The sequence below is a fragment of the Mucilaginibacter psychrotolerans genome, from assembly GCF_004519315.1.
GTDB lineage: Bacteria > Bacteroidota > Bacteroidia > Sphingobacteriales > Sphingobacteriaceae > Mucilaginibacter > Mucilaginibacter psychrotolerans.
In genome coordinates this window covers 65,559-86,005 of the sequence record NZ_SOZE01000020.1, presented here as the reverse complement: position 1 = coordinate 86,005, position 20,447 = coordinate 65,559, and the positions used below count along the sequence as shown (strand labels likewise).

At 46.6% G+C, this 20,447-nt stretch carries 11 protein-coding genes; 8 read left to right on the top strand and 3 right to left on the bottom strand.

What is annotated here, in order from left to right; genetic code table 11:
• Positions 1-225: 225 nt before the first annotated feature.
• Positions 226-621, bottom strand: a complete 396-nt coding sequence (locus E2R66_RS18340; RefSeq protein ID WP_133233243.1) for an SRPBCC family protein — start codon at positions 619-621, stop codon at positions 226-228.
• Between the two features lie 10 nt (positions 622-631).
• Positions 632-1,273, bottom strand: a complete 642-nt coding sequence (gene pyrE / locus E2R66_RS18335; protein ID WP_133233241.1) for an orotate phosphoribosyltransferase — start codon at positions 1,271-1,273, stop codon at positions 632-634.
• Between pyrE and E2R66_RS18330 the strand changes: the two genes are divergently transcribed.
• Complete coding sequence (locus E2R66_RS18330; RefSeq protein WP_133233239.1) at positions 1,272-1,904, top strand: NUDIX hydrolase; 633 nt, start codon at positions 1,272-1,274, stop codon at positions 1,902-1,904. The two genes, pyrE and E2R66_RS18330, sit on opposite strands and share 2 nt — an antisense overlap.
• Before the next feature lie 76 nt (positions 1,905-1,980).
• Here the strand turns inward: E2R66_RS18330 and coaD are convergent, their stop codons facing one another.
• Complete coding sequence (gene coaD, locus E2R66_RS18325) at positions 1,981-2,442, bottom strand: pantetheine-phosphate adenylyltransferase (protein ID WP_133233237.1); 462 nt, start codon at positions 2,440-2,442, stop codon at positions 1,981-1,983.
• Positions 2,443-2,961: 519 nt separating this feature from the next.
• Here coaD and E2R66_RS18320 point away from each other — a divergent pair.
• The 7 genes from E2R66_RS18320 to E2R66_RS18290 all read left to right on the top strand — a co-directional run bounded on the left by E2R66_RS18320 (position 2,962) and on the right by E2R66_RS18290 (position 20,430).
• The gene (locus tag E2R66_RS18320; protein ID WP_204985952.1) at positions 2,962-6,318 is read left to right on the top strand and encodes a VCBS repeat-containing protein; all 3,357 of its coding nucleotides are present in this window, start codon (positions 2,962-2,964) and stop codon (positions 6,316-6,318) included.
• Entirely contained in the window at positions 6,315-7,655 is a 1,341-nt protein-coding gene (locus E2R66_RS18315) for a vanadium-dependent haloperoxidase (RefSeq protein WP_133233235.1), read from the top strand. The genes E2R66_RS18320 and E2R66_RS18315 overlap by 4 nt, the downstream gene beginning before the upstream one ends.
• A 283-nt stretch (positions 7,656-7,938) precedes the next feature.
• Positions 7,939-12,108, top strand: a complete 4,170-nt coding sequence (locus tag E2R66_RS18310; protein WP_204985951.1) for a hybrid sensor histidine kinase/response regulator transcription factor — start codon at positions 7,939-7,941, stop codon at positions 12,106-12,108.
• Positions 12,109-12,388: 280 nt separating this feature from the next.
• Positions 12,389-15,565 (top strand): SusC/RagA family TonB-linked outer membrane protein, encoded by a 3,177-nt coding sequence (locus tag E2R66_RS18305; protein ID WP_204985950.1) that lies wholly within the window; start codon positions 12,389-12,391, stop codon positions 15,563-15,565.
• Between the two features lie 11 nt (positions 15,566-15,576).
• The gene (locus E2R66_RS18300; RefSeq protein WP_133233233.1) at positions 15,577-17,280 is read left to right on the top strand and encodes a RagB/SusD family nutrient uptake outer membrane protein; all 1,704 of its coding nucleotides are present in this window, start codon (positions 15,577-15,579) and stop codon (positions 17,278-17,280) included.
• Positions 17,281-17,349: 69 nt separating this feature from the next.
• Positions 17,350-18,855: an RICIN domain-containing protein gene (locus tag E2R66_RS18295; protein ID WP_133233223.1), complete on the top strand. Its 1,506-nt coding sequence runs from the start codon at positions 17,350-17,352 to the stop codon at positions 18,853-18,855.
• Between the two features lie 84 nt (positions 18,856-18,939).
• Positions 18,940-20,430, top strand: coding sequence for a glycoside hydrolase (locus E2R66_RS18290; RefSeq protein ID WP_204985949.1), 1,491 nt, complete (start codon positions 18,940-18,942; stop codon positions 20,428-20,430).
• Positions 20,431-20,447: the final 17 nt, after the last annotated feature.

The window sequence follows — 20,447 nt, the reverse complement described above, 5'->3', positions numbered from 1 at the left end:
AACTTTTTTTTACCAACTAACATCTATTGTACCTTTTGGAACATCCTTTGACTTGTGTGTAAGTAAGAATTTGAAAATTAACCTTTTATAGTTGAATAGTTATGGGATCAGTAATCATCTGTTTAGTTGCCGTTAACATAGTAATGGCGCTTCGCAACACCGAAGAACGAGAAGTATATTAATAGCATATATTATACACTTTGTGCCCCCAAGCAAGCCCAAAGATTAGCTAAAAATAACAGCTAGTCTTTGGGTTTCGTTTTCTGTAAGCTTTTGTAATGGGCCCGATGCCATCATTTTCATTAGCATATTAAGATTGGCATCTATGGTAAATACCGCTTCGGTTTGGTTGCCGAGGTCGGCGAGTACCCATTTCAATTCCATTTCGAAGGGTGGTTTCTCCGCCGGTACTATCCTTATCTCGCGGTTGGTAATGCGGTTATCTATCTTCAGGCTCAGTTTGGTTATATTCTGTATCTCAAAGCTTGCTACATCTTTATCTGCTTGCCAGCCTATGACATTTTCGGGCATCAGTTGCCCGTGGTTATTCATATCGGCAAGGAAATCATAAACATCCTTTATCGGTTTATTAACCAACACTTTACTTTCAAATACACTCATTGTTTTATAATTATTGGCCCCAGGTTGATGGCTGCTCGCGCCACTGCTTTAGTACTTCTATGTCGCCTGCCGAGATGTATTGTTTTTCCTCAGCATATTTCAAAAGGGCGGTGTAATTAGATAAAGTTACATAAGGGCATTTTGCAGCTTTGAAGTTTTCTTCGGCCACATCGAAACCGTAGCTGAAAATAGCAGCCAGGCCTGCTACATTGTAGCCTGCATCGCGCAGTGCCGCTACAGCCTGCAGGCTGCTTTTGCCGGTAGATATCAGGTCTTCTATCACCACTACGCGTTTATCTGTAGAAATTTCGCCCTCTATTAGGCTACCGGTGCCATGTTCCTTGGCTTTAGCGCGTACGTAGATGAAGGGTAGCCCCAGTTCCTGCGCAACCAACGCGCCCTGCGGTATGCCAGCTGTTGCTACGCCTGCAATGCAGCCAACAGCACCAAATTTCTCTTGTATGGCCGATGATAGCTGTTGCCGGATATAGGTGCGGATGGTAGGAAACGACAAGGTAATGCGGTTATCGCAATAAATAGGCGATTTCCAGCCCGAAGCCCAGGTAAAAGGATTATTAGGTTGTAATTTTATTGCTTTAATTTGCAGCAGGAACTCGGCAACCTGCTGTTCAGTCTCATTATTGGTAAACATGGCTCAAAAATACAGAATTTATATCAACGAAAAAGCGATTTTGCTCAGCACAACACAGCCTGAGCAAATAGAAAAATACCAAAAGATTGATGCTGAGCATTTTGATCTGCAATTAATTTATACCTGGGTGGTTGTGCAACCGGGCAACTTTTTTTACGTGCTATGCGACGACCCGAAGGCTTTCCTCAAAAAAATCACCAAAACTGTTAAGTTGGTAGAGGCGGCAGGCGGTCTGGTGCAGCACGAAGACGGCAATCACCTGTTTATTTACCGCAACGAGAAATGGGACCTGCCCAAGGGGAAGATAGAAAAAGGCGAGAAGACCAAAGTAGCGGCCGTGCGCGAAGTTGAAGAGGAGTGTGGCATAAAGGTAGCCAAGTTGGAAGATAAGATATGCAAAACTTATCATATGTATATCTGGAAAGGGGTAATTACCCTGAAAAAAACGCACTGGTACATGATGAGGCATAAGGGCAAGGCAAAGCTGGTGCCGCAAACCGAAGAGGGAATAACTGCCGTGCGCTTTTTTAATCGCGAGCAAGTGGCCGCCATTGTAAGCAATACCTTTCCATCTATTATGGACGTTTTGGAGACAGCCGGTTTATTGGAAGAGCGCGATATACTGGCCTAAGCCCCAAACGCGATTGATGTATTAAACGTTTTTTTTATTAAAGAAACCTCCGAAATTTGAAGATTTCCTCCGAAAATTAAAGGAAAGCCATCGCTTCTTTGGGGATAAATTGGGCCACATCGCCATTGTAACGGATAATCTCGCGTACGATACTGGAACTGATAGACGAGTACCCCGGCTTGCTCACGATGAAGATACTCTCTATTTCCGGCTCCAGCGCGTGGTTCATCTGTGCTATTGCTTTTTCGTATTCAAAATCGCTCACGGTACGTATGCCGCGTATCATATAATCAGCCCCGATGCTTTTGCAGAAGTTTACCGTAAGGCCCTCGTAGGCCACGATATGGATGCGCTCATCGTGTGCGAAAACGGCGCGTATCATATCCTCGCGCTGGGCTACGCTAAGCAGACCCTGCTTGGAGCTGTTTACCCCAATGCCGATATACAGCTTATCAAATAAGTCAACACTCCGTTTTACGATATCTACGTGGGCCTTGGTAATAGGGTCGAATGAACCGGGGAAAAGGGCAATTTTCATATAAATGGATACTAGCGTTGCTTCAACCAAAAGTAGCAATCAAAAAACAGAATGCCGTAGCTAAATAAAAATTATCAGCGGTGCCTGCCGCGGGACTAGTCATAAAAGGGTAAACGCCTTTCGGTACGAGACGTGCGGGTGTTTCAAAAGTGTTTCATTTTCGGTTTAAAAAGTGTTTCACTCGAATTTTCAATTTTTATTTATATAATTAATAATCAACTAAATATATAATTTACTTAAACAAACAGGTTGTTTCAGGGTTATTTACGATATCTGTATAAATAATTGATAATTAAATGATTATCAAAATATGGGTGTTTCGGCTGTGTCACGCGCAAAACCGAAACACTCACACCGATCCGGAGCGACAAGAAAAGTAGATGCAGCATCCGTTTTCTTAATTATCCCCCCGTATTGTAACGAAATACCCCCTATGCCATCTGTATTAAAAAAGGTAATTTGGCTGCTTAAACCAATTGTAAAACGCCTCTGTGGCGTAGCCGTTTTTCCTGATTTTATATGAAGCCAAAGCCTTCGCTATTTCCTGTGCTGCCCTTAGGGCTTAATTATATTGCTCCGCTGGCAATGCTACTTTGTTTGGTAGCTTGCAACAGCGGTACAGATAGCGGGTCTGTGTCGCGGGCACCGCTATTCAAAACCCTCGATTCTGCGCAAACGCACGTAAACTTTATAAACCAGCTTACCGAGGGCCTTAATACCAATGTGCTGGTGTACGAGTATTTTTATAATGGCGGGGGAGCAGCCGTTGGCGATTTCAATGGCGATGGCCTGCAGGATCTTTACTTCACCGGCAACATGGTTGATAATAAACTATACCTCAACAAAGGTCACATGGTTTTTGCGGATGTAACTCAGCAAGCAGGTGCAGCCGGCCGCCCCGGGCCATGGAAAACAAGCGCGACGGTTGCTGATGTAAACGGCGATGGCAGGCCCGACCTGTACCTTTGCTATTCGGGCAAGCTGCGGCCAGAAAAGCGCATCAACCAATTGCTCATTAACCAGGGGAACGATGCTGCAGGTATCCCGGTATTTAAAGATGCTACAGCTGAATACGGCCTCGATTTCCCATCATACAGTACCCAGGGATACTTTTTCGATTACGACCGAGATGGCGACCTTGACCTGTTGCTGGTAAACCACAGTCCCGAAAGGCTTAACAACATGGATGTCTTCGCTCTTAAAGAACTGGTAAAAACCAAAGATGCTGAGCGCGGCACCCGCCTGCTACGTAACGACGATGGCAAATTTAAAGATGTAACCGGCGATGCAGGTATAGAAAACGGCACCATCTCCTACGGCCTGGCAGCCGGTATTGCCGATATAAACGGCGACGGTTGGCCTGATATTTACCTGGATAATGACTACAGCATTCCTGATAAGCTGTACATAAACAATGGCAATGGCACCTTTACCAACAAGTTGAGCCAAATGCTGGGGCATACTTCATTTTTCTCGATGGGTAACGATGTAGCCGATATCAACAACGATGGCCACCCTGATATTTTTACACTGGACATGCTTCCCGAGGATAACCGCCGCCAAAAACTGCTGATGGGAACCGATAATTACGAGTTCTTCAACATGAACGTAAAGGCGGGGTTCTACTACCAATATATGCGCAATATGCTGCATATCAATAATGGCAACGGCACATTCAGTGAAGTTGGCCAGTTTGCAGGTATCTCTAATACCGACTGGAGCTGGTCGCCATTGTTTGCCGATTATGATAACGACGGCTTTAAGGACCTCTTCGTAACCAACGGTTTCCTGCGCGATTACACCAATATGGATTTCCTGAAGTACATGGGGGATAACTTAAAGGATCGGTCGGTAATGCGGCAAGACCTGCTTAACCTGGTGAAAGAAATGCCCTCGTCGCACGTAAAAAACTACCTGTTCAGAAATAAGGATGGCTTGTCGTTTACCGACGTATCTGCCGAGTGGGGGATAACCGAAGCATCTAACAGTAACGGTAGCGTGTACGTAGACCTGGATAACGACGGCGATCTGGACCTGGTTACCAATAACGTTAACGAACCTGCTTCGATATTGGAAAATAATGCTGCTGCCGAGGCTAACCATCATTACCTCGATATTAAACTTAAAGGTGCCGGCAAAAACACCGACGGCATTGGCGCGCTTATTACGCTATACGCCGGTGGTAAACAGCAAACCTTGCAGCAGATGCCTGCCCGGGGCTATCAATCGTCGGTAACGCCGGTGCTGCATTTCGGTCTTGGGAAAATCAAAACTGTCGATTCTGTAAGGGTAACGTGGCAATCGGGCAAAACGCAGGTAATTGCCCAGCAGGCGGTAAATAAACAGATTACGCTTTCAGAACAAGAGGCGGGCGATAAAACCGGCCATCCATCAGCCGTAAATAAGCTGTTTACTAAGGTAGAATCGCCAATCAATTACAGTCAGCCCATTAGCCAAACAAACGATTTTAAGCGGCAACCGCTGTTGGTGAACCCTATTTCCTTTTCGGGGCCGCATATAGTGAAGGCCGATGTAGATAAGGATGGCCGGGAGGATGTTTTTATTGGTGGGGGCAAGGGGCAGGCATCGGCACTATATATGCAAAAACCCGATGGCAGTTTTATAAAAAAGGAACAAGCCGCATTTGCGCAAAGCAGCCTGAAAACGGAGGTAATCCCAGCGTTTTTTGATGCCAACGGCGATGGCTACCCCGATATTTATTGCGTATCAGGCGGTTATGATGATTTGCAGCCCGACGACAAAACTTTAGGCGACGAACTTTACCTTAATGACAAGAAAGGCAACTTCGTAAGAGCTACTAACGCCATCCCGGCCCTTTATACCAGCAAAAGCTGTGTTAAAGCGGCGGATTTTAATGGCGACGGCGCACCGGATCTTTTTATAGGTGGGCGCGTTATCCCTGACCGTTACCCCGAAACGCCCAATAGCTACCTTTTGCTGAACGATGGGAAGGGGCATTTCACAGATGCCACCCAACGATATTTGCCGCTACTGAGCAAAATGGGCATGGTTACCGATGCCGCCTGGGTAGATATGAATGGCGATAAACGCCCCGACCTGGTTGTAGTGGGCGAATGGATGCCGGTTACGATCTTCGTCAATGCAAACGGTAAATTTATAGACAAAACGGCCGATTACCTGCCCAAACAATACAGCGGCTGGTGGAACTGCATTACCGTAGGCGATTTTAATAAAGACGGGCACCCCGATTTAATATTAGGTAACCAGGGTATCAATTCGCAATGCAAGGCGAGCGATAGAGAACCCGCCGAGTTATTTTTTAAAGACTTTGACAAAAACGGCGCTATCGACCCTATCCTCTGCTTTTATATTCAGCATCAATCGTACCCGTACCTCACCCGCGACGAGTTGCTTGACCAGATAAGTATTATGCGCGGCAAATACACTGATTACAAAAGCTACGCGGATGCTACCCTGCAGGATATTTTTACGGCAGAGCAACTGCAAGGAGCAGGGCACCTCAGCGCTAATACCTTAGCCACAACTTACTTTTTAAGTGATAAAACCGGCAAGCTGCATCCACAAGCTTTACCCGCCGAAGCTCAGTTTTCGCCCATATTTACCATAACACCGTTTGACTACGACCATGACGGTATTGCGGATTTGCTCCTATGTGGTAATATGAACAAAGCCAGGCTCCGCTTTGGTAAGTACGATGCAAATTATGGCTTGGTGTTAAAAGGGCTGGCAAATGGTAGCTTTAAAACAGTAAACCAGGCGCAATCGGGTTTCAACATCACCGGCGACGTACGCAGCGTGCTACAGGTTGCGGACCAACTGCTGTTTGCGATAAACCAGTCGGCTATGCAGGCCTATAAACCAACAGGCAAATGAAAAAGTACTGCTCTGTTTTTACGTGCATCCTGCTCATGTGTCTGGTTATGAACTGCGCACCGAAACGTACAGGCAAGCCCGCTTTACACGCAGCGGATATCACTAAAGTGATAAAAGCCATGAGCGCGCAAATGGTGCACGATGTAACCAACCCGCCTTTGGCGGCACGCTTTTTTGCTTATTCCTGTATGTCAGGCTATGAGGTGCTATCGCAAAACGATAATTCGATTGAGAAACTTTCCGCCGCACTAAATGGCTATCCGCCGGTTAAAAAGCCATTGGTTACCAATTACGATGCCCAACTCGCTGCCTTGTTTGCCATCACCAAAACAGCTGCTAAAATGCAGCCATCGGGCGCAGCCATAAAAGTATTCGAGCAGCGGCTTATCGATTCGTGCCTGCAAATAGGTTTTGCGCAGGATAAAATAGACAGTTCTTTAAAATATGCGCAACAGGTTAGCGCACAAATTATCGGCTACGCCGTTAAAGATAACTACAACCGCATTAGTAACTTTAAGCGCTATGTACCCAAAGATACCGCCGGTGCATGGTACCCAACGCCGCCTGCCTATATGGGTGCGGTGGAACCTTACTTTGCTACCGTAAGGCCTTTTACGCTACAGGCCTGCAACCAGTTTAATCCGGCGCCACCTGTGCCTTTCTCTACGGATAAGAAGTCGGGGTTTTACAAGTTGATGATGGAGTGCCAACAATATGATGCAGACTCCTTAACCGCCGGGCAGCGTGTCATAGCCGGTTTTTGGGATTGCAATCCCTTTGCCGTGCAGGATAATGGCCACATGCTCATTGGTTTAAAGAAAATTTCGCCGGGCGCACATTGGATGCTGATAACCGGCATAGCCTGCAAGCAGGCAAACATTGGGTTCGATAAAGCTATAACCATACACACCATGGTAGCCATAGGGCTGATGGATAGCTTTATAAGCTGCTGGTACCAAAAATATCAAACCAATCGTATCCGACCCGAAACGGCCATCCATCAGTATTTAAATCCCAGGTGGAAATCTTTCCTGCAAACGCCACCGTTCCCTGAGTATCTTAGTGGGCACTCCTGCATTTCGTCTACCTCAGCGGTTATCCTTGAATCTTATTTCGGGCCAAATTTTCATTACACCGACGATGTGGAGCTTGCTTTTGGTATAAAGCCACGTCAGTTCGGCTCATTTTCGCAAGCGGCCGATGAGGCCGGCTATTCGCGGTTACTTGGCGGCATCCACTTTGCAGATGGTATTACCAACGGCAAATTGCAGGGTGAAGAAATAGGCCGATGGGTGCTTTATAAGTTTAATCGTGTTGTAAAACAAGAGATTAAATAGAGGCCATACACCTTGGTAGCATTCGCTTCGATAAAACGGAGGGCAAAATGTTTTATCGTTAAGTGTTGTGTAAAAAATAAAATTGTAATTTGCCGTTTTAATAACCCCGGTAGAATGATATTCTTGTCGGGAAGCCAGTTGCATCGTAAAGGAAATTAAGTACGCTGGCGTTTTAGTAAACCAATTATCAGCCCGATATATCTGCCTCGGGCGCATCATATAAATTATCAGATTCAGCATGGTTGGATTTTTAAGAAAGGGTTTTGCAAAGCAATTCATAACTATGTTTTGCCTTTCCGGCATGTTGCCGTTCTTCGTTTTAAGCTTACGTGCGCAAACGCCGGTCAATAATAAGGTTTTGAAATATTCCTTAAAGGATGGCCTTTCGTTCGAAATCGCGAACAGTATTACGCAGGATGCGCGGGGCTTCATATGGATTGCCACCAGCGATGGGCTCAACCGTTTCGATGGCAGTTCTTTCAAGGTGTTCAAATCGAAACAACGCAATTCGCTTGGGCTTTTGAGCAACTACGTAGAAAAGGTTTATACCGATAAAGCAGGCTTTATATGGGTTGGCTCGCGCGATGGCCTGAGCCGCTTGGATACCCGCACCGAGGAATTTACGCATTATAAAGTAAACCAGGGGCGTACTGCTAAAGAGGACGTAAATAACATTGTGCCCGCCCGGGGTGATAACCTTTGGGTATCTACCTACGGAATTGGCTTCTCGTATTTCGACGCGAAAAAATCCAGGTTTATAAATTACAGGCAAAAAACATTCCCGCAATTGGGCGATGACAGGGTGATTTGCCTCTCCGAAGATTCGCAGGGATTATTATGGGTTGGCACCCAGGAGGCTGGCTTAAACTTATTTGAGCAAAAAAACGGGATTATAGGTAGGCGGGTCGATTTGGGCGCCAATGCACCCTCTGGCCGTATCAACGATATTTTTGAAGACCATTTCCACAACGTATGGATTGCCACGGTTAGCGGCATGTTTTATTACAACCGAAGCCAGCACAAATTTTTCTACTTAACCAGTGCGCAATTGGGTACCAGAAATAAACGCTACTTGTCGTTAAACGAGGGGAGCGATAAAAAACTACTTGTTGGCCTACAGGATGGCGGGCTTTACAAACTCGATCTGGGCAAATCTGCCAATTACAATGTCGACTCGTTTTCGCTGGAGCCGGTAACGGGTGAGGATGGCTTTAATATTACCCAACGATCGATACAAACGTTGTTTATAGATCGCGACAATAACACCTGGGTGGGCACCTACGGCAACGGGATATACATGCTTGGCAATAAAACCGAGAAGTTTACTCGCGTGCAACGCAAGCATGTCGACGCGCAGGGCGAAAGCATGGTGCGGTTTTACGGCATGAGCCAAGACCATGCAGGCCTGCTTTGGCTGGGTACAGATGGCGATGGCCTGTTGAAAACCGACCCCGATGGCACGCTGATAAAACAATATAAGGCAGATGGCCGGCCGGGTAGTTTAACCGATAATGCCATCTTAAGCGGCTTTACCGATAGCGATAATAATTCGTGGTTCGGTACTTACGCAAAAGGCCTGTTCTTGTATAACAAGGCAACTGACAATTTTACCAATTTTGCGCATACTCAGGGTGATTCAAACAGCCTGGGTGGCAACGATGTGCGTGTCATTTTCCAGGATTCGCACAAGCAGATTTGGATAGGCTCCAATGGTGGAGGCTTAAGCCTTTATAATGCTAAGACCCGCTCATTTACCAATTACACACCGGCAAATAGCGCCATAAGCTCTAACGATATACGTGCTATTGCCGAAGATACCAAGGGCAACCTATGGATAGGTACGTTTGGCGGCGGACTCGACTACTTCGACCTCAAGAAAAATAAATTTTACAAGGAGCTGAACACGGCCGACGAAAAGCGCAATCTGCCAAGCGCAGTAGTGTTTTCGCTGTTTGAGGATAAGCAACAAAAGCTTTGGATAGGCACAGAAGGGGATGGGCTTTTAGCCTATAATTTGAAAGACAAAACCGTTAGGGTATATGACGAAAGCACCGGGCTGGCCAATAATACGGTCTACGCTATAAAGCAAGCCGCCAACGGCATTTTATGGTTAAGCACCAACAAGGGCCTATCGAGCATAGACCCCCTGAGCGGGAAAATAGCAAATTACGACCAGTCCGACGGCGTGCAGGCCGGCCAGTTCAACGTAGGTTCGGCAATGTATAACGATAAGCGCAAAGCCATGTACTTCGGCGGTACGCAGGGCCTCAACATCTTTTATCCCTCACAGGTATATAAAAGTAATTACCGGCCCGGCGTGGTGATAACAGGTTTGCAAATTTTTGATAAACAGGTTAATGTTGACGGCCACGATAAAAATGGTGCCGTTTTGCCCAATGTTTTGAACGAAACAAAAGAACTCGTTTTACAGCCGGACCAGCCCGTATTTTCTATACAGTACACAGCCCTTAACTACGCCTACCCGCAAAAGGGCAACTTCGCCTATAAAATGGACGGGCTGGACAAAGCCTGGAACTACGTAGGTACGCAGCGGTCGGCAACTTACCGTTATCTATCGCCAGGTACTTATGTATTTAGGGTGAAGGCATCTAACCAGGATGGAGTTTGGTTTAACAATTACGCCACATTGCAAATAAGAGTACTGCCGCCATGGTACAAAACCTGGTGGGCCTACTTTTGTTACATACTTGCAGCAGGCTTGCTCATCAACTACTACCGCCTGTACCGCATAAACCAATCCAGGCTTAAATACGAAATTAAGATAGCGCAGCTATCGGCCGAAAAAGATAAAGAACTGAACGAGCGCAAGCTTTCGTTTTTTACCAATATATCGCACGAGTTCCGCACCCCGTTAACGCTTATCATCAACCCGGTAAAGGATATGCTCTTCGGCAAAATTGAGCATGGCAATGATGTGGGCAACCTGCATATCATTTACCGTAACGCGCGCCGATTGCTTAGCCTGGTAGATCAGCTGCTGCTGTTCCGCAAAGCCGAAAGTGATACCGATAAGCTAAAGGTGGTAAAGCTAAACCTGGTTACGCTTTGCCGCGAAGTGTTCCTATGCTTTAACCACCAGGCGCGTACGCGGTTTATTCAATTCGATTTCATATGCGAGGCCGAAATCATTGAAATTTATGCGGATAGGGAAAAGCTGGAGATTGCTTTGTTCAACCTCATTTCAAACGCTTTGAAGTTTACGCCAGAGCAGGGTTTCGTAAGTTGCACTATAACCGATAGCGGCGACAAAGTTGATATAGCCATTAAAGATAGTGGCTGCGGCATAGCCGAAGGCACCGGCGAAGATTTGTTCGGCAAGTTTTACCAGTTACAGAATGCCGGCATCACGGCGGGCGGTTTCGGTATTGGGCTTTATTTGGTGAAGGCTTTTATCGAAAACCATAAAGGCAGTATCACTTATCAAAGCGAAGCGGATAAGGGCACGGTGTTTAATGTTGCATTGCTAAAGGGCAAAGAACATTTGGGACAGCAATTTATTTTTGAAGACGTGCAGGAAACGTCGGCCTTTTTAGATGAACTGATTGATAGCGATGAAGGCATGCTTATGGCGGAGACTGAGATTGCCGCGCCACATATGAAATCAGAAGCTTTAAGCTCCGACACTAAGACCATGTTGCTTATTGACGATAACCAGCAGATACGAACTTACCTCAAACAGATTTTTACAGGCAAATTCGAAGTATTTGAAGCCGATAATGGCACCGACGGGTTGGAGCTGGTTTATCACCTGGTGCCGGATATTGTGATAAGTGATGTGATGATGCAGGGCCTGAGCGGGATAGAGCTTTGCAGCAGGATAAAAGAAGACCCCGTTTTAAACCACATACCGGTAATATTGCTTACAGCCAGTTCGTCGCCCGAAATAAAATTGAAGGGCATAGAAGGCGGCGCCGACGATTACATTAGCAAACCTTTCGAAAGAGAGATGTTGGTTGCCCGCGTAAACGGAATCCTTAAAAGCCGCAATAACCTGCAAAAGTACTTCTATAATGAGATAACGCTAAATAAAACCAATGATCTCAAGATTTCGCAGGAGTATAAAGAATTCCTGGAAAAATGCCTGCAGATAGTAGAGAAGCATTTAACAAATCCCGATTTTAGCATCAAAACCCTTGCAGCAGAAACAGGCATGAGTCACTCAAACCTGTACAAGCGCATCAAATCTATTTCAGGGCAATCGGCAAATAGTTTCATTCGTTTTATTCGCCTGCGCAAGGCTGCCGAAATTTTGTTGACTACCGACAGCACCGTGTACGAAACCGCGTATAAGGTAGGGCTTAACGATCTGAAGTATTTCAGGGAGCAGTTTTTCAAACTTTTTGGCATTAACCCTTCAGATTATATCAAGAAATATCGCAAGCCGTTCCATAATAACTACAACATCAATCGCGATGTTTTGAAAGAAAACTAAAATATTATTTTACCCCCTGCCAAAAAAGCCTCAAAAACCTCAAATTTGAGGCTTTTTTATTAAATCACCCCTATGTAAATCAGAATTTACCCCTCACTGTTTTCGGGGTTTTAGCCTGAATTTAGGCCTACCAATAACCAAGGTTTAAACCGATTTCCTGTGACAGGCATCTATTGATAGGCAAAAACTAAACGGAAGCGATAGTTTCTGTCGCTGCCCTTCTTCGATTAAATGTGTGCTACAGGCCGGAGGTGAAACCAATTAAAAACCAATAACCCAGATGAAACTAAATTTACATGTAAAAGATTCTCCGCACGGGAAAAAATTACCGCGGCTTTTCTTATTGGCAACCAGTATGGCTATTGCCTGTGCAGGCAGCATTGCTATGCCTTCGCGAGCGCATGCCGGTATCAACAGTGTAGCCCGGCAAGACGTAAAGATTACCGGTGTGGTAACTGATGAAAAAGGTGAAACCTTGCCCGGCGTAACGGTGTCGTTAAAAGGCACCCAAGCCGCCGCAGTTACCGATGTCAACGGGAAGTTTACTTTGAACATCCCCGATGCCTCGGGCACTTTGGTATTTACCTACATTGGTTACATAAAGCAGGAGATAGCCATTAACGGCCAAACCACTTTTAATATTAAGTTGGAGGCCGATTCCAAATCGCTCAACGAGGTAGTGGTAGTGGGTTACGGCACGCAAAAGAAAGCAACTTTAACAGGATCTATTTCGCAGGTTAAGGGTGCAGAACTGGTTAAAAGCCCGGCTCCGAACCTTTCGAACGCTTTGGCTGGCCGTGTTGCCGGTGTTATAGTAAACAACCGTAGCGGCGAACCGGGTTACGATGGCTCTAATATCACAGTACGTGGTTTGGCAACAACCGGCAGCAACAACGTGCTTATCGTTGTTGACGGTGTGCCCGGGCAAATAGGCGGGCTTGAAAGGCTTGATCCTAACGATATCGAAAGCATGTCGGTACTGAAGGATGCATCTGCGGCCATTTATGGTAACAGGGCGGCAAACGGTGTTATCCTGATAACTACCAAACGCGGTAAAACCGGCAAGCCTACCATCAACTACAGCTATAACCAAGGCTTTAGCTCGCCAACACGTTTGCCGAAAATGGCCGATGCTGCTACTTATGCGCAGATCATGAACGAGATAAACTACGATTCTAACCCTGCAGGCGGCTTAAACCAGTCATACACTGCGGAGCAGATACAGAAATTCAGCGATGGCTCGGATCCGCTTAACTACCCTAACACCGATTGGGAAAAGCAAACGCTTAAAAGTTACGCGCTGCAAAACCAGCATAGTCTATCGGTAGCTGGCGGTAATGATGATGTGAAGTACTTCGTGTCGTTAGGTACGCTTTACCAGGATGGTTTGTACAAAAACGGCGTAACCCAATATCATCAGTATAATTTCCGCTCTAATATCGATGCGAATGTTACCAAACGCCTTAAGGTTGGCTTGTCTATCTCTGGCCGCCAGGAAGACAGGTTATTTCCGCAAGTGGGTGCTGGCGATGTTTTCCGGTCGGTTTATCGCGCAAAACCAATCGTAGCAGCATTTTATCCAAATGGCTTGCCAACAACCGGTATCGAAAATAATAACCCTGCAGTACAGGTAACTGATATCGCGGGCACAAACCGTAACCCAACCCAGGTTTTCAATGGTATATTGAAAGGTAGCTATGCCTTGCCGGGTATAGAAGGCTTATCGTTGGATGGTTTCTTCTCGGTAGATAAATCTAACGCTTTCGATAAAAGCTTCAGTAAACCATATGTACTTTACAGCTATGGTGGCGGCGATGTGTACAACAAGGTAGTTGTTGGCGGCAACAATAATGCAGCCACGCTCTTCGAATCGCAAAACAACCAGCAGTTGATCACTTCCAACATTAAATTGAACTTTGCGCGCAAATTCGGTGCGCATGATATCAATGCCTTTGTTGGTTATGAGCAAAGCAAAAGCCACCTGGATTATTTTGATGCTACACGATACAACTACTTGTCGTCGCAATTGCCCGAGCTTTCGCAGGGTGGTAGCGCGGCAACTGATTACCTTAACTCGGGTTACAGCTCAAACTACAATCGCCGAAGTGTAATTAGCCGATTGGCCTACGCTTATGACGAGAAATACCTGTTTGAGGGTCAGTTACGTGCAGATGGCAGTTCAATATTCCCTTCTGGCAAACAATGGGGTTATTTCCCATCAGCATCAGTAGGTTGGAGGGTTTCTAAAGAAGAGTGGTTTAAAAATAAGGTAACCTTTATTGACGACCTTAAGCTGCGTGCTTCTTACGGTTCTTTAGGAAATGATAACGTAAACGGTTTCCAATACTTTGATAACTATGTGTTAGTGAGCAACGGCTTCGTTGCATCGGTACCGGGCAGCGGCTCAAACACCATCCAACCAAACGTTAACCTGGTAAAATTAGCCAACCCCAACATCACCTGGGAAACTGCCCGCAAGCTCGATATCGGCTTAAATGCTACATTCCTGCACAACTTTACCGTAGAGGCAATTTACTTCAAGCAAAAAAGGTCGAGCATATTGGCTACCCGTAATGCTTCGTTGCCCGGTACATCAGGTATCGTAAACCCTTACGGTTCCGATCCGTTGGTACCATCCGAGAATATCGGTAAGGTAAACAGCGAGGGTGTTGAAGGAAGCCTGGGCTACAATTCAACAACTTCGAGCAAGTTTACCTGGGGCATTAGCGGCAACATCACCTACGCCAAAAGCAACGTCGTATTTATCGACGAAGCAAGCGGAGCTCTTGATTATCAGCGCCAAACCGGCCACCCTATGAACACCTATTTGCTGTACAACGCTATTGGCATTTTCCGCACGCAGGCAGATCTTGATGCTCATCCGCATGTAACCGGCGCAAAAGTTGGCGATTTAATTTATGAAGACTACAACAAAGACGGAAAAATAACCGCCGACGACCAAACCCGTACCAAATACGGTAACATCCCTCAAATTACATACGGTATAGCTTTAAACGCTGCCTACAAAAACTTCGATATATCGATATTATTCGCCGGTCAGGCGCAGGTTAGCCAATACGTATTGCCGGAGTCGGGCAGTATAGGCAACTTCTACAGCAGCTGGGCCGATAACAGGTTTAGCGCAAGCAACCCGAACGGCAGTTACCCAAGGGTGACTGACAGGGCATCAAATGCCATTAGCGGTGGCCAGTACAATAACACCTTCTGGTTGAACGATGCCTCTTTCATCAGGTTGAAAAACGTGCAGTTAGGGTATAATTTCAAGTCACAATTCCTATCGAAACTTAAGCTGGGCGGAATAAGGGTTTACGCAAGCGGATTCAACTTATTCACCATAACCAAGGTGAAGGATTACGATCCGGAAGGAACCAGCGGCAGCGGCCAGTTTTACCCGCAGCAGCGCATTATCAACTTAGGTGCTAACGTGAAATTTTAACAAGAACAACAATGAAACTGAAACATATAACCCCGTTGTTTATACTGTTTGGCGGTATGCTGGGCATAACAGCGTGTAAAAAAGATTTTTTGACGGTAGAGCCAACCGATAGGATCGCAACATCGGCCATTGAGGCAGATACTGCAGTGTTTGAGGCTTACGTAACCAACCGCTACATCGGTACCAAGTTACAGGATAAAGAAGCCGACGGTACAAACCCCGGTTTCGGCCGCGGCTTTGAGTACAGCATGTGGAGCTCACTTACGGATGAATCTATCTACAACAACGATGATGCCACCTGGTTGGTACAACGCGGGCAACTGGCCCCCGAAAACCTGGGCGGCGCAGGCGTGTTGTGGGGCAGGAGCTACCGAGGTATAAGGGAATGTAACTATGCGTTGAGTATATTATCGAAATTACCCATGAGCGCGGGGCATAAAACCCGTATAGAAGGCGAGTTGAAATTCATCAGGGCTTTCCGCTATCAGGACCTTATCCGCAACTATGGCGGTGTAGTGTTGATGGGCGATAAAGTAACCAGCCTGAGCGACGATTTGCAGGATCCATCGCTTTACAAAAGAGCTACGATTAAAGAAAGTATAGCGTACGTGCTTGCACAGCTGGATGATGCAGCGGCTAAACTGCCATTGAACAATGATAACAGCTGGCTATTGGGCAGAGCAACAAAAGGTGCTGCCCTGGCATTAAAATCGCGCTTGGCGCTTTATGCTGCCAGCCCGCTATATGAGGGTGCAGGTACCTGGGCCGACGCAGCAACTGCAGCACAGGCCGTTATCAGCCTAAATAAATACGGTATTTACACAGGCGGTTATAACAACCTGTTCCTGGTGAACGAAACCAACGAAACGATCTTTGAGCGTTTGTACACCAAGAACGATAACCACACGCACCTGGAAATTGCCAACGGGCCAAACGGCTACGGCGGCTGGGCGGGTAACACGCCATTGCAAAACCTGGTGGATGATTATGAGATGGACAACGGCAAGCCCATTACCGATGCTACATCTGGTTATGATCCCAGTAAGCCTTACGAACACCGCGACCCGCGTTTTGCGGCGACGGTATTGTACAATGGTTCTTTTTACAGAGACCGCAATATAGAAACCTTCACCCCGGGCGGAAAGGATAGCAAGGATGGTGCCGATAACTGGAATACCACCAAAACCGGCTATTACCTTAAAAAGTTCATGAACGATGCTTATCCGCTTCAAAACCCATGGGGTAACGCAGGTTTCCAGCCCTGGATATATTTCCGCTACGCTGAGATACTGCTAAACTTTGCCGAAGCCGCAAACGAAGCTTACGGTCCGGATGCGATACCTGCAGGTTCAACGCTCAGCGCACGCAGTGCTATCAACATGATACGTGCAAGGCCGGGCATCAACATGCCTGCGCTGGCAGCAGGGCTTTCGCAGTCGGAAATGCGCGATGCGATCCGCTACGAGCGCCGTGTTGAATTGGCATTCGAAGAGCATCGTTTTTACGACGTTCGCCGTTGGAAGATTGCCGATGTTACCGAGAATAAACCTGCAGCAGGCGTAATCATTACCAAAAATGCCGACGGCAGCTTTAGTTACACACCGAAAGTTGCTTTGGATGGCCGCTCGTTTGCCACCAAGCATTACTGGTTACCAATACCCCGCACAGAGATACAGGCATCTGGCGGGCAGTTGCAACAAAACGCAGGTTACTAATAAAAATAAGCAGAGGGGAGTGTTACTTGCTCCCTTCTGCTTTAATAGTGCATCAACCCCGGCTTACCCATGAAGAGGATATTTGGATTAGTGTTAATAGCTGGTGTTTTAATAACCGGTTGTAAGAAAGATAAAGGTATTGTAGCCGATAACGACGAGATAACAGATGTGGTAGATTTACCCCCTGTTCCGGTTACGACCGATTCGCCCCCGCCAGGCCCCATCAAAGGAGTGAACTGGGCTGCAGACGGCGATAATTTTAGCGATGGTATTTTGGTTTTAAGCGCCTTGTCATCATCAGATAGTTACACTACCGTATCCGCAACAGCTGATGCCGTGTTAACCGGTATCAAAGCCAACACGGGCGCAAACACGCTACGCTTACCGGTCAATTATTCAACGGTGTCGCAAGCTTGGTGGGGTTCATATATTGGCGTTATTGATAAGGCTATCAGCAAAAATATGAATGTAATATTGGCTTGCTGGGAATCCAAATCGCAAGCCGATGGGAAAGTAGATAATATGACGGAGTTTTGGTTGATGTGGAAAGCGGTAGTTGCCAGGTATGGCAGTAACCCCCACGTTTACTTTGAGATATTTAACGAACCTCACGGATATTCGTTAACCGACTGGACAACCATTTGCGCGCAATGGTTAAGTAATTATCCAACAGTGCCGCAAGGGCATATTTTAATAAGCGGCACCTCTTACTCGCAGGATATCAAGGGAGTTGGGGCCGATAGCCGCTTTACCGGTTGTCTGCTATCTATACATGATTATAACTTTTTTAGTGATGGCACCAATACTACGGCTGTCCAATGGGAAAACCGTTTTAAAAGCAATTTAGGTGATTATGCAGGCCGCGCTGTGCTCACCGAGTTTGGCGTACCCATGACGGGCGGCAAAAACTATACAGGTGCCATTGGCGGCGACCCTGAAATTGCCTACCTACAGGGACTTACCAATGTGGCGCGTAGCTACGGCATGGGTAGTGTTTATTGGCCGGGCATCCGTACCGGCGATAGTTATGCTATGCAGCAATTAAGTGGAAGCGGCGCAGGCATCACTGTTACAAATACCAATTTATCTGGCTTAAGCCGCCTTATCTATGCGTGGGGCGTGGGCGCAGGTGGTACCGATGTTTTTTACACGGGTGCTTTCTATCGCTTTTTAAACCAAAATAGCGGGCAGGCGTTGGATGTTAACGGTTCGTCAACAGTTGATGGCGCCGGCATCATTCAATGGCCGCAAAATGGGGGTAGCAACCAGCAATGGATAATTACCGACAATGGTGGCGGCTATTACAAGATCGCCAACCGTAACAGCAGCAAGGCGCTTGATGTAGATATGAGTTCAACTATTGCAGGTGCAGGCATTGTTCAATGGCCTTGGAATGGCGGCAACAACCAGCAATGGCAACTAACCGCAGTCAGCCCAGGTGTTTATAAAGTGATAAATAAAAACAGCGGGTTTGCACTTGATGATAACGGCGCATCTACCACTAGCGGTGCCGGTATCATACAATGGAATGCAAATGCGGGCACCAACCAGCAGTGGCAAATTATACAACAGTAACTTACAAAAACGAGCAATGCCGGCAGGCTTGCCCGCTTTGTTTTTTAAATAATGATCAGAAAATCAACTATTAAAATTGTCCTTTTGACGGCAACCTGTCTGGCGCTTGGCCGGCTGGTTGCCCATGGGCAATCCGGCGAGGTAACTATACATATCGATGCTGCTAAAACCTACCAAACCATCAGCAACTTTGCGGCATCAGATGCATGGGCCTGTCAGTTTGTAGGTAACTGGCCCGATGCTAAACGTGAGAAAATAGCCGACTTGCTTTTTAGCCGTAAAACCAATCCCGATGGCTCGCCCATGGGAATTGGTTTATCGCAATGGCGGTTTAATATAGGTGCAGGCAGTACGCAGCAGGGCAATGCGAGCGGTATTGGCGATGAATGGCGACGCGCCGAATCTTTCCTGGATAATGATGGCACCTACAACTGGCAAAACCAGGCAGGGCAGGTATGGTTTTTAAAAGCCGCTAAGCAGCGGGGGGTGAAGCAGTTTTTGGGTTTTAGCAATAGTCCCCCGGTACAGTTTACTGCCAATGGCAAAAGCTTTGCAACCAAAGGCAAGGTGAATATAGTACCTGATAAATATGATGCTTTTGCCGCTTACCTGGCCAATACCGTGAAGGGTTTGAAAAAGGTAGCCGGAGTTAAGTTAGATTACATCAGCCCCGTAAACGAACCTCAATGGGATTGGAGCGATGGTGGGCAGGAGGGATGCCCCTACAATAATGCCGAGATAGCCGGGTTGGTACGCGCTATTGATAAAAACTTCCAAAGCAATAAAGTGAGCTCAAAAATATTGATTGGCGAAGCTGGTAGTATTAATTACCTTTTTACGAAAGGCGATAAGCACGGTAAAGGCAATCAGGTGAACGATTTTTTTAAACCCGGCATGCCTTCTTATATAGGCGATTTGCCAACGTTGAGCCGTACGATAGCTACGCATAGCTACTTTACCACATCGCCTATGGCGGCATCGGTAAAAGCCCGTAAGGCACTGGCCGATACGGTGGCGGCAATAAAAGGATTGGAGCTATGGCAATCAGAATACTGCATTTTGGGCGATAATGCCGGCGAAATAGATGGCAACCATCGCGATTTAGGCATTGACGCGGCGCTGTACCTTGCGTCAGTAATCCATACCGACCTAACCGTAGCTAACGCATCAGCATGGCAATGGTGGACCGCCATATCGCCTTACGACTATAAAGATGGCCTCATCTACATCGATAAAAATAAAACCGACGGCAACTTCTACACAAGTAAAATGCTTTGGGCCATGGGTAATTACAGCCGTTTTATAGCACCTGGCGCCGTGCGGATAGCAGCTATGCCCAGCAGCGGTCCGCTGCTGGTTTCGGCGTACAAAAAAGGTAATGAGTTAACGCTAGTAATCGTAAATCCTGCTAAAGAGCCCGTCACCACAGGTTTTGATGCAGCTTCGGCAAAATTGAGTTTAAAGCTCTCCTACCTTACTGCTCAGGATTCTGAGCTTAAATACGGGAAAGTTACCGGGAACAACGCTACTATCCCGGCACGCTCCATCGTCACTTTTACCGGCACCATTAACTAATCAATCAACGCTAACTG

What these genes read in the sequence shown, in the direction of transcription:
- E2R66_RS18305 (WP_204985950.1), top strand. Translation starts at nt 12,389, where the DNA reads ATGAAACTAAATTTACATGTAAAAGATTCTCCGCACGGGAAAAAATTA.
- E2R66_RS18340 (WP_133233243.1), bottom strand. Translation starts at nt 621, where the DNA reads ATGAGTGTATTTGAAAGTAAAGTGTTGGTTAATAAACCGATAAAGGAT.
- E2R66_RS18315 (WP_133233235.1), top strand. Translation starts at nt 6,315, where the DNA reads ATGAAAAAGTACTGCTCTGTTTTTACGTGCATCCTGCTCATGTGTCTG.
- E2R66_RS18295 (WP_133233223.1), top strand. Translation starts at nt 17,350, where the DNA reads ATGAAGAGGATATTTGGATTAGTGTTAATAGCTGGTGTTTTAATAACC.
- E2R66_RS18330 (WP_133233239.1), top strand. Translation starts at nt 1,272, where the DNA reads ATGGCTCAAAAATACAGAATTTATATCAACGAAAAAGCGATTTTGCTC.
- pyrE (WP_133233241.1), bottom strand. Translation starts at nt 1,273, where the DNA reads ATGTTTACCAATAATGAGACTGAACAGCAGGTTGCCGAGTTCCTGCTG.
- E2R66_RS18320 (WP_204985952.1), top strand. Translation starts at nt 2,962, where the DNA reads ATGAAGCCAAAGCCTTCGCTATTTCCTGTGCTGCCCTTAGGGCTTAAT.
- E2R66_RS18310 (WP_204985951.1), top strand. Translation starts at nt 7,939, where the DNA reads ATGTTTTGCCTTTCCGGCATGTTGCCGTTCTTCGTTTTAAGCTTACGT.
- E2R66_RS18300 (WP_133233233.1), top strand. Translation starts at nt 15,577, where the DNA reads ATGAAACTGAAACATATAACCCCGTTGTTTATACTGTTTGGCGGTATG.
- coaD (WP_133233237.1), bottom strand. Translation starts at nt 2,442, where the DNA reads ATGAAAATTGCCCTTTTCCCCGGTTCATTCGACCCTATTACCAAGGCC.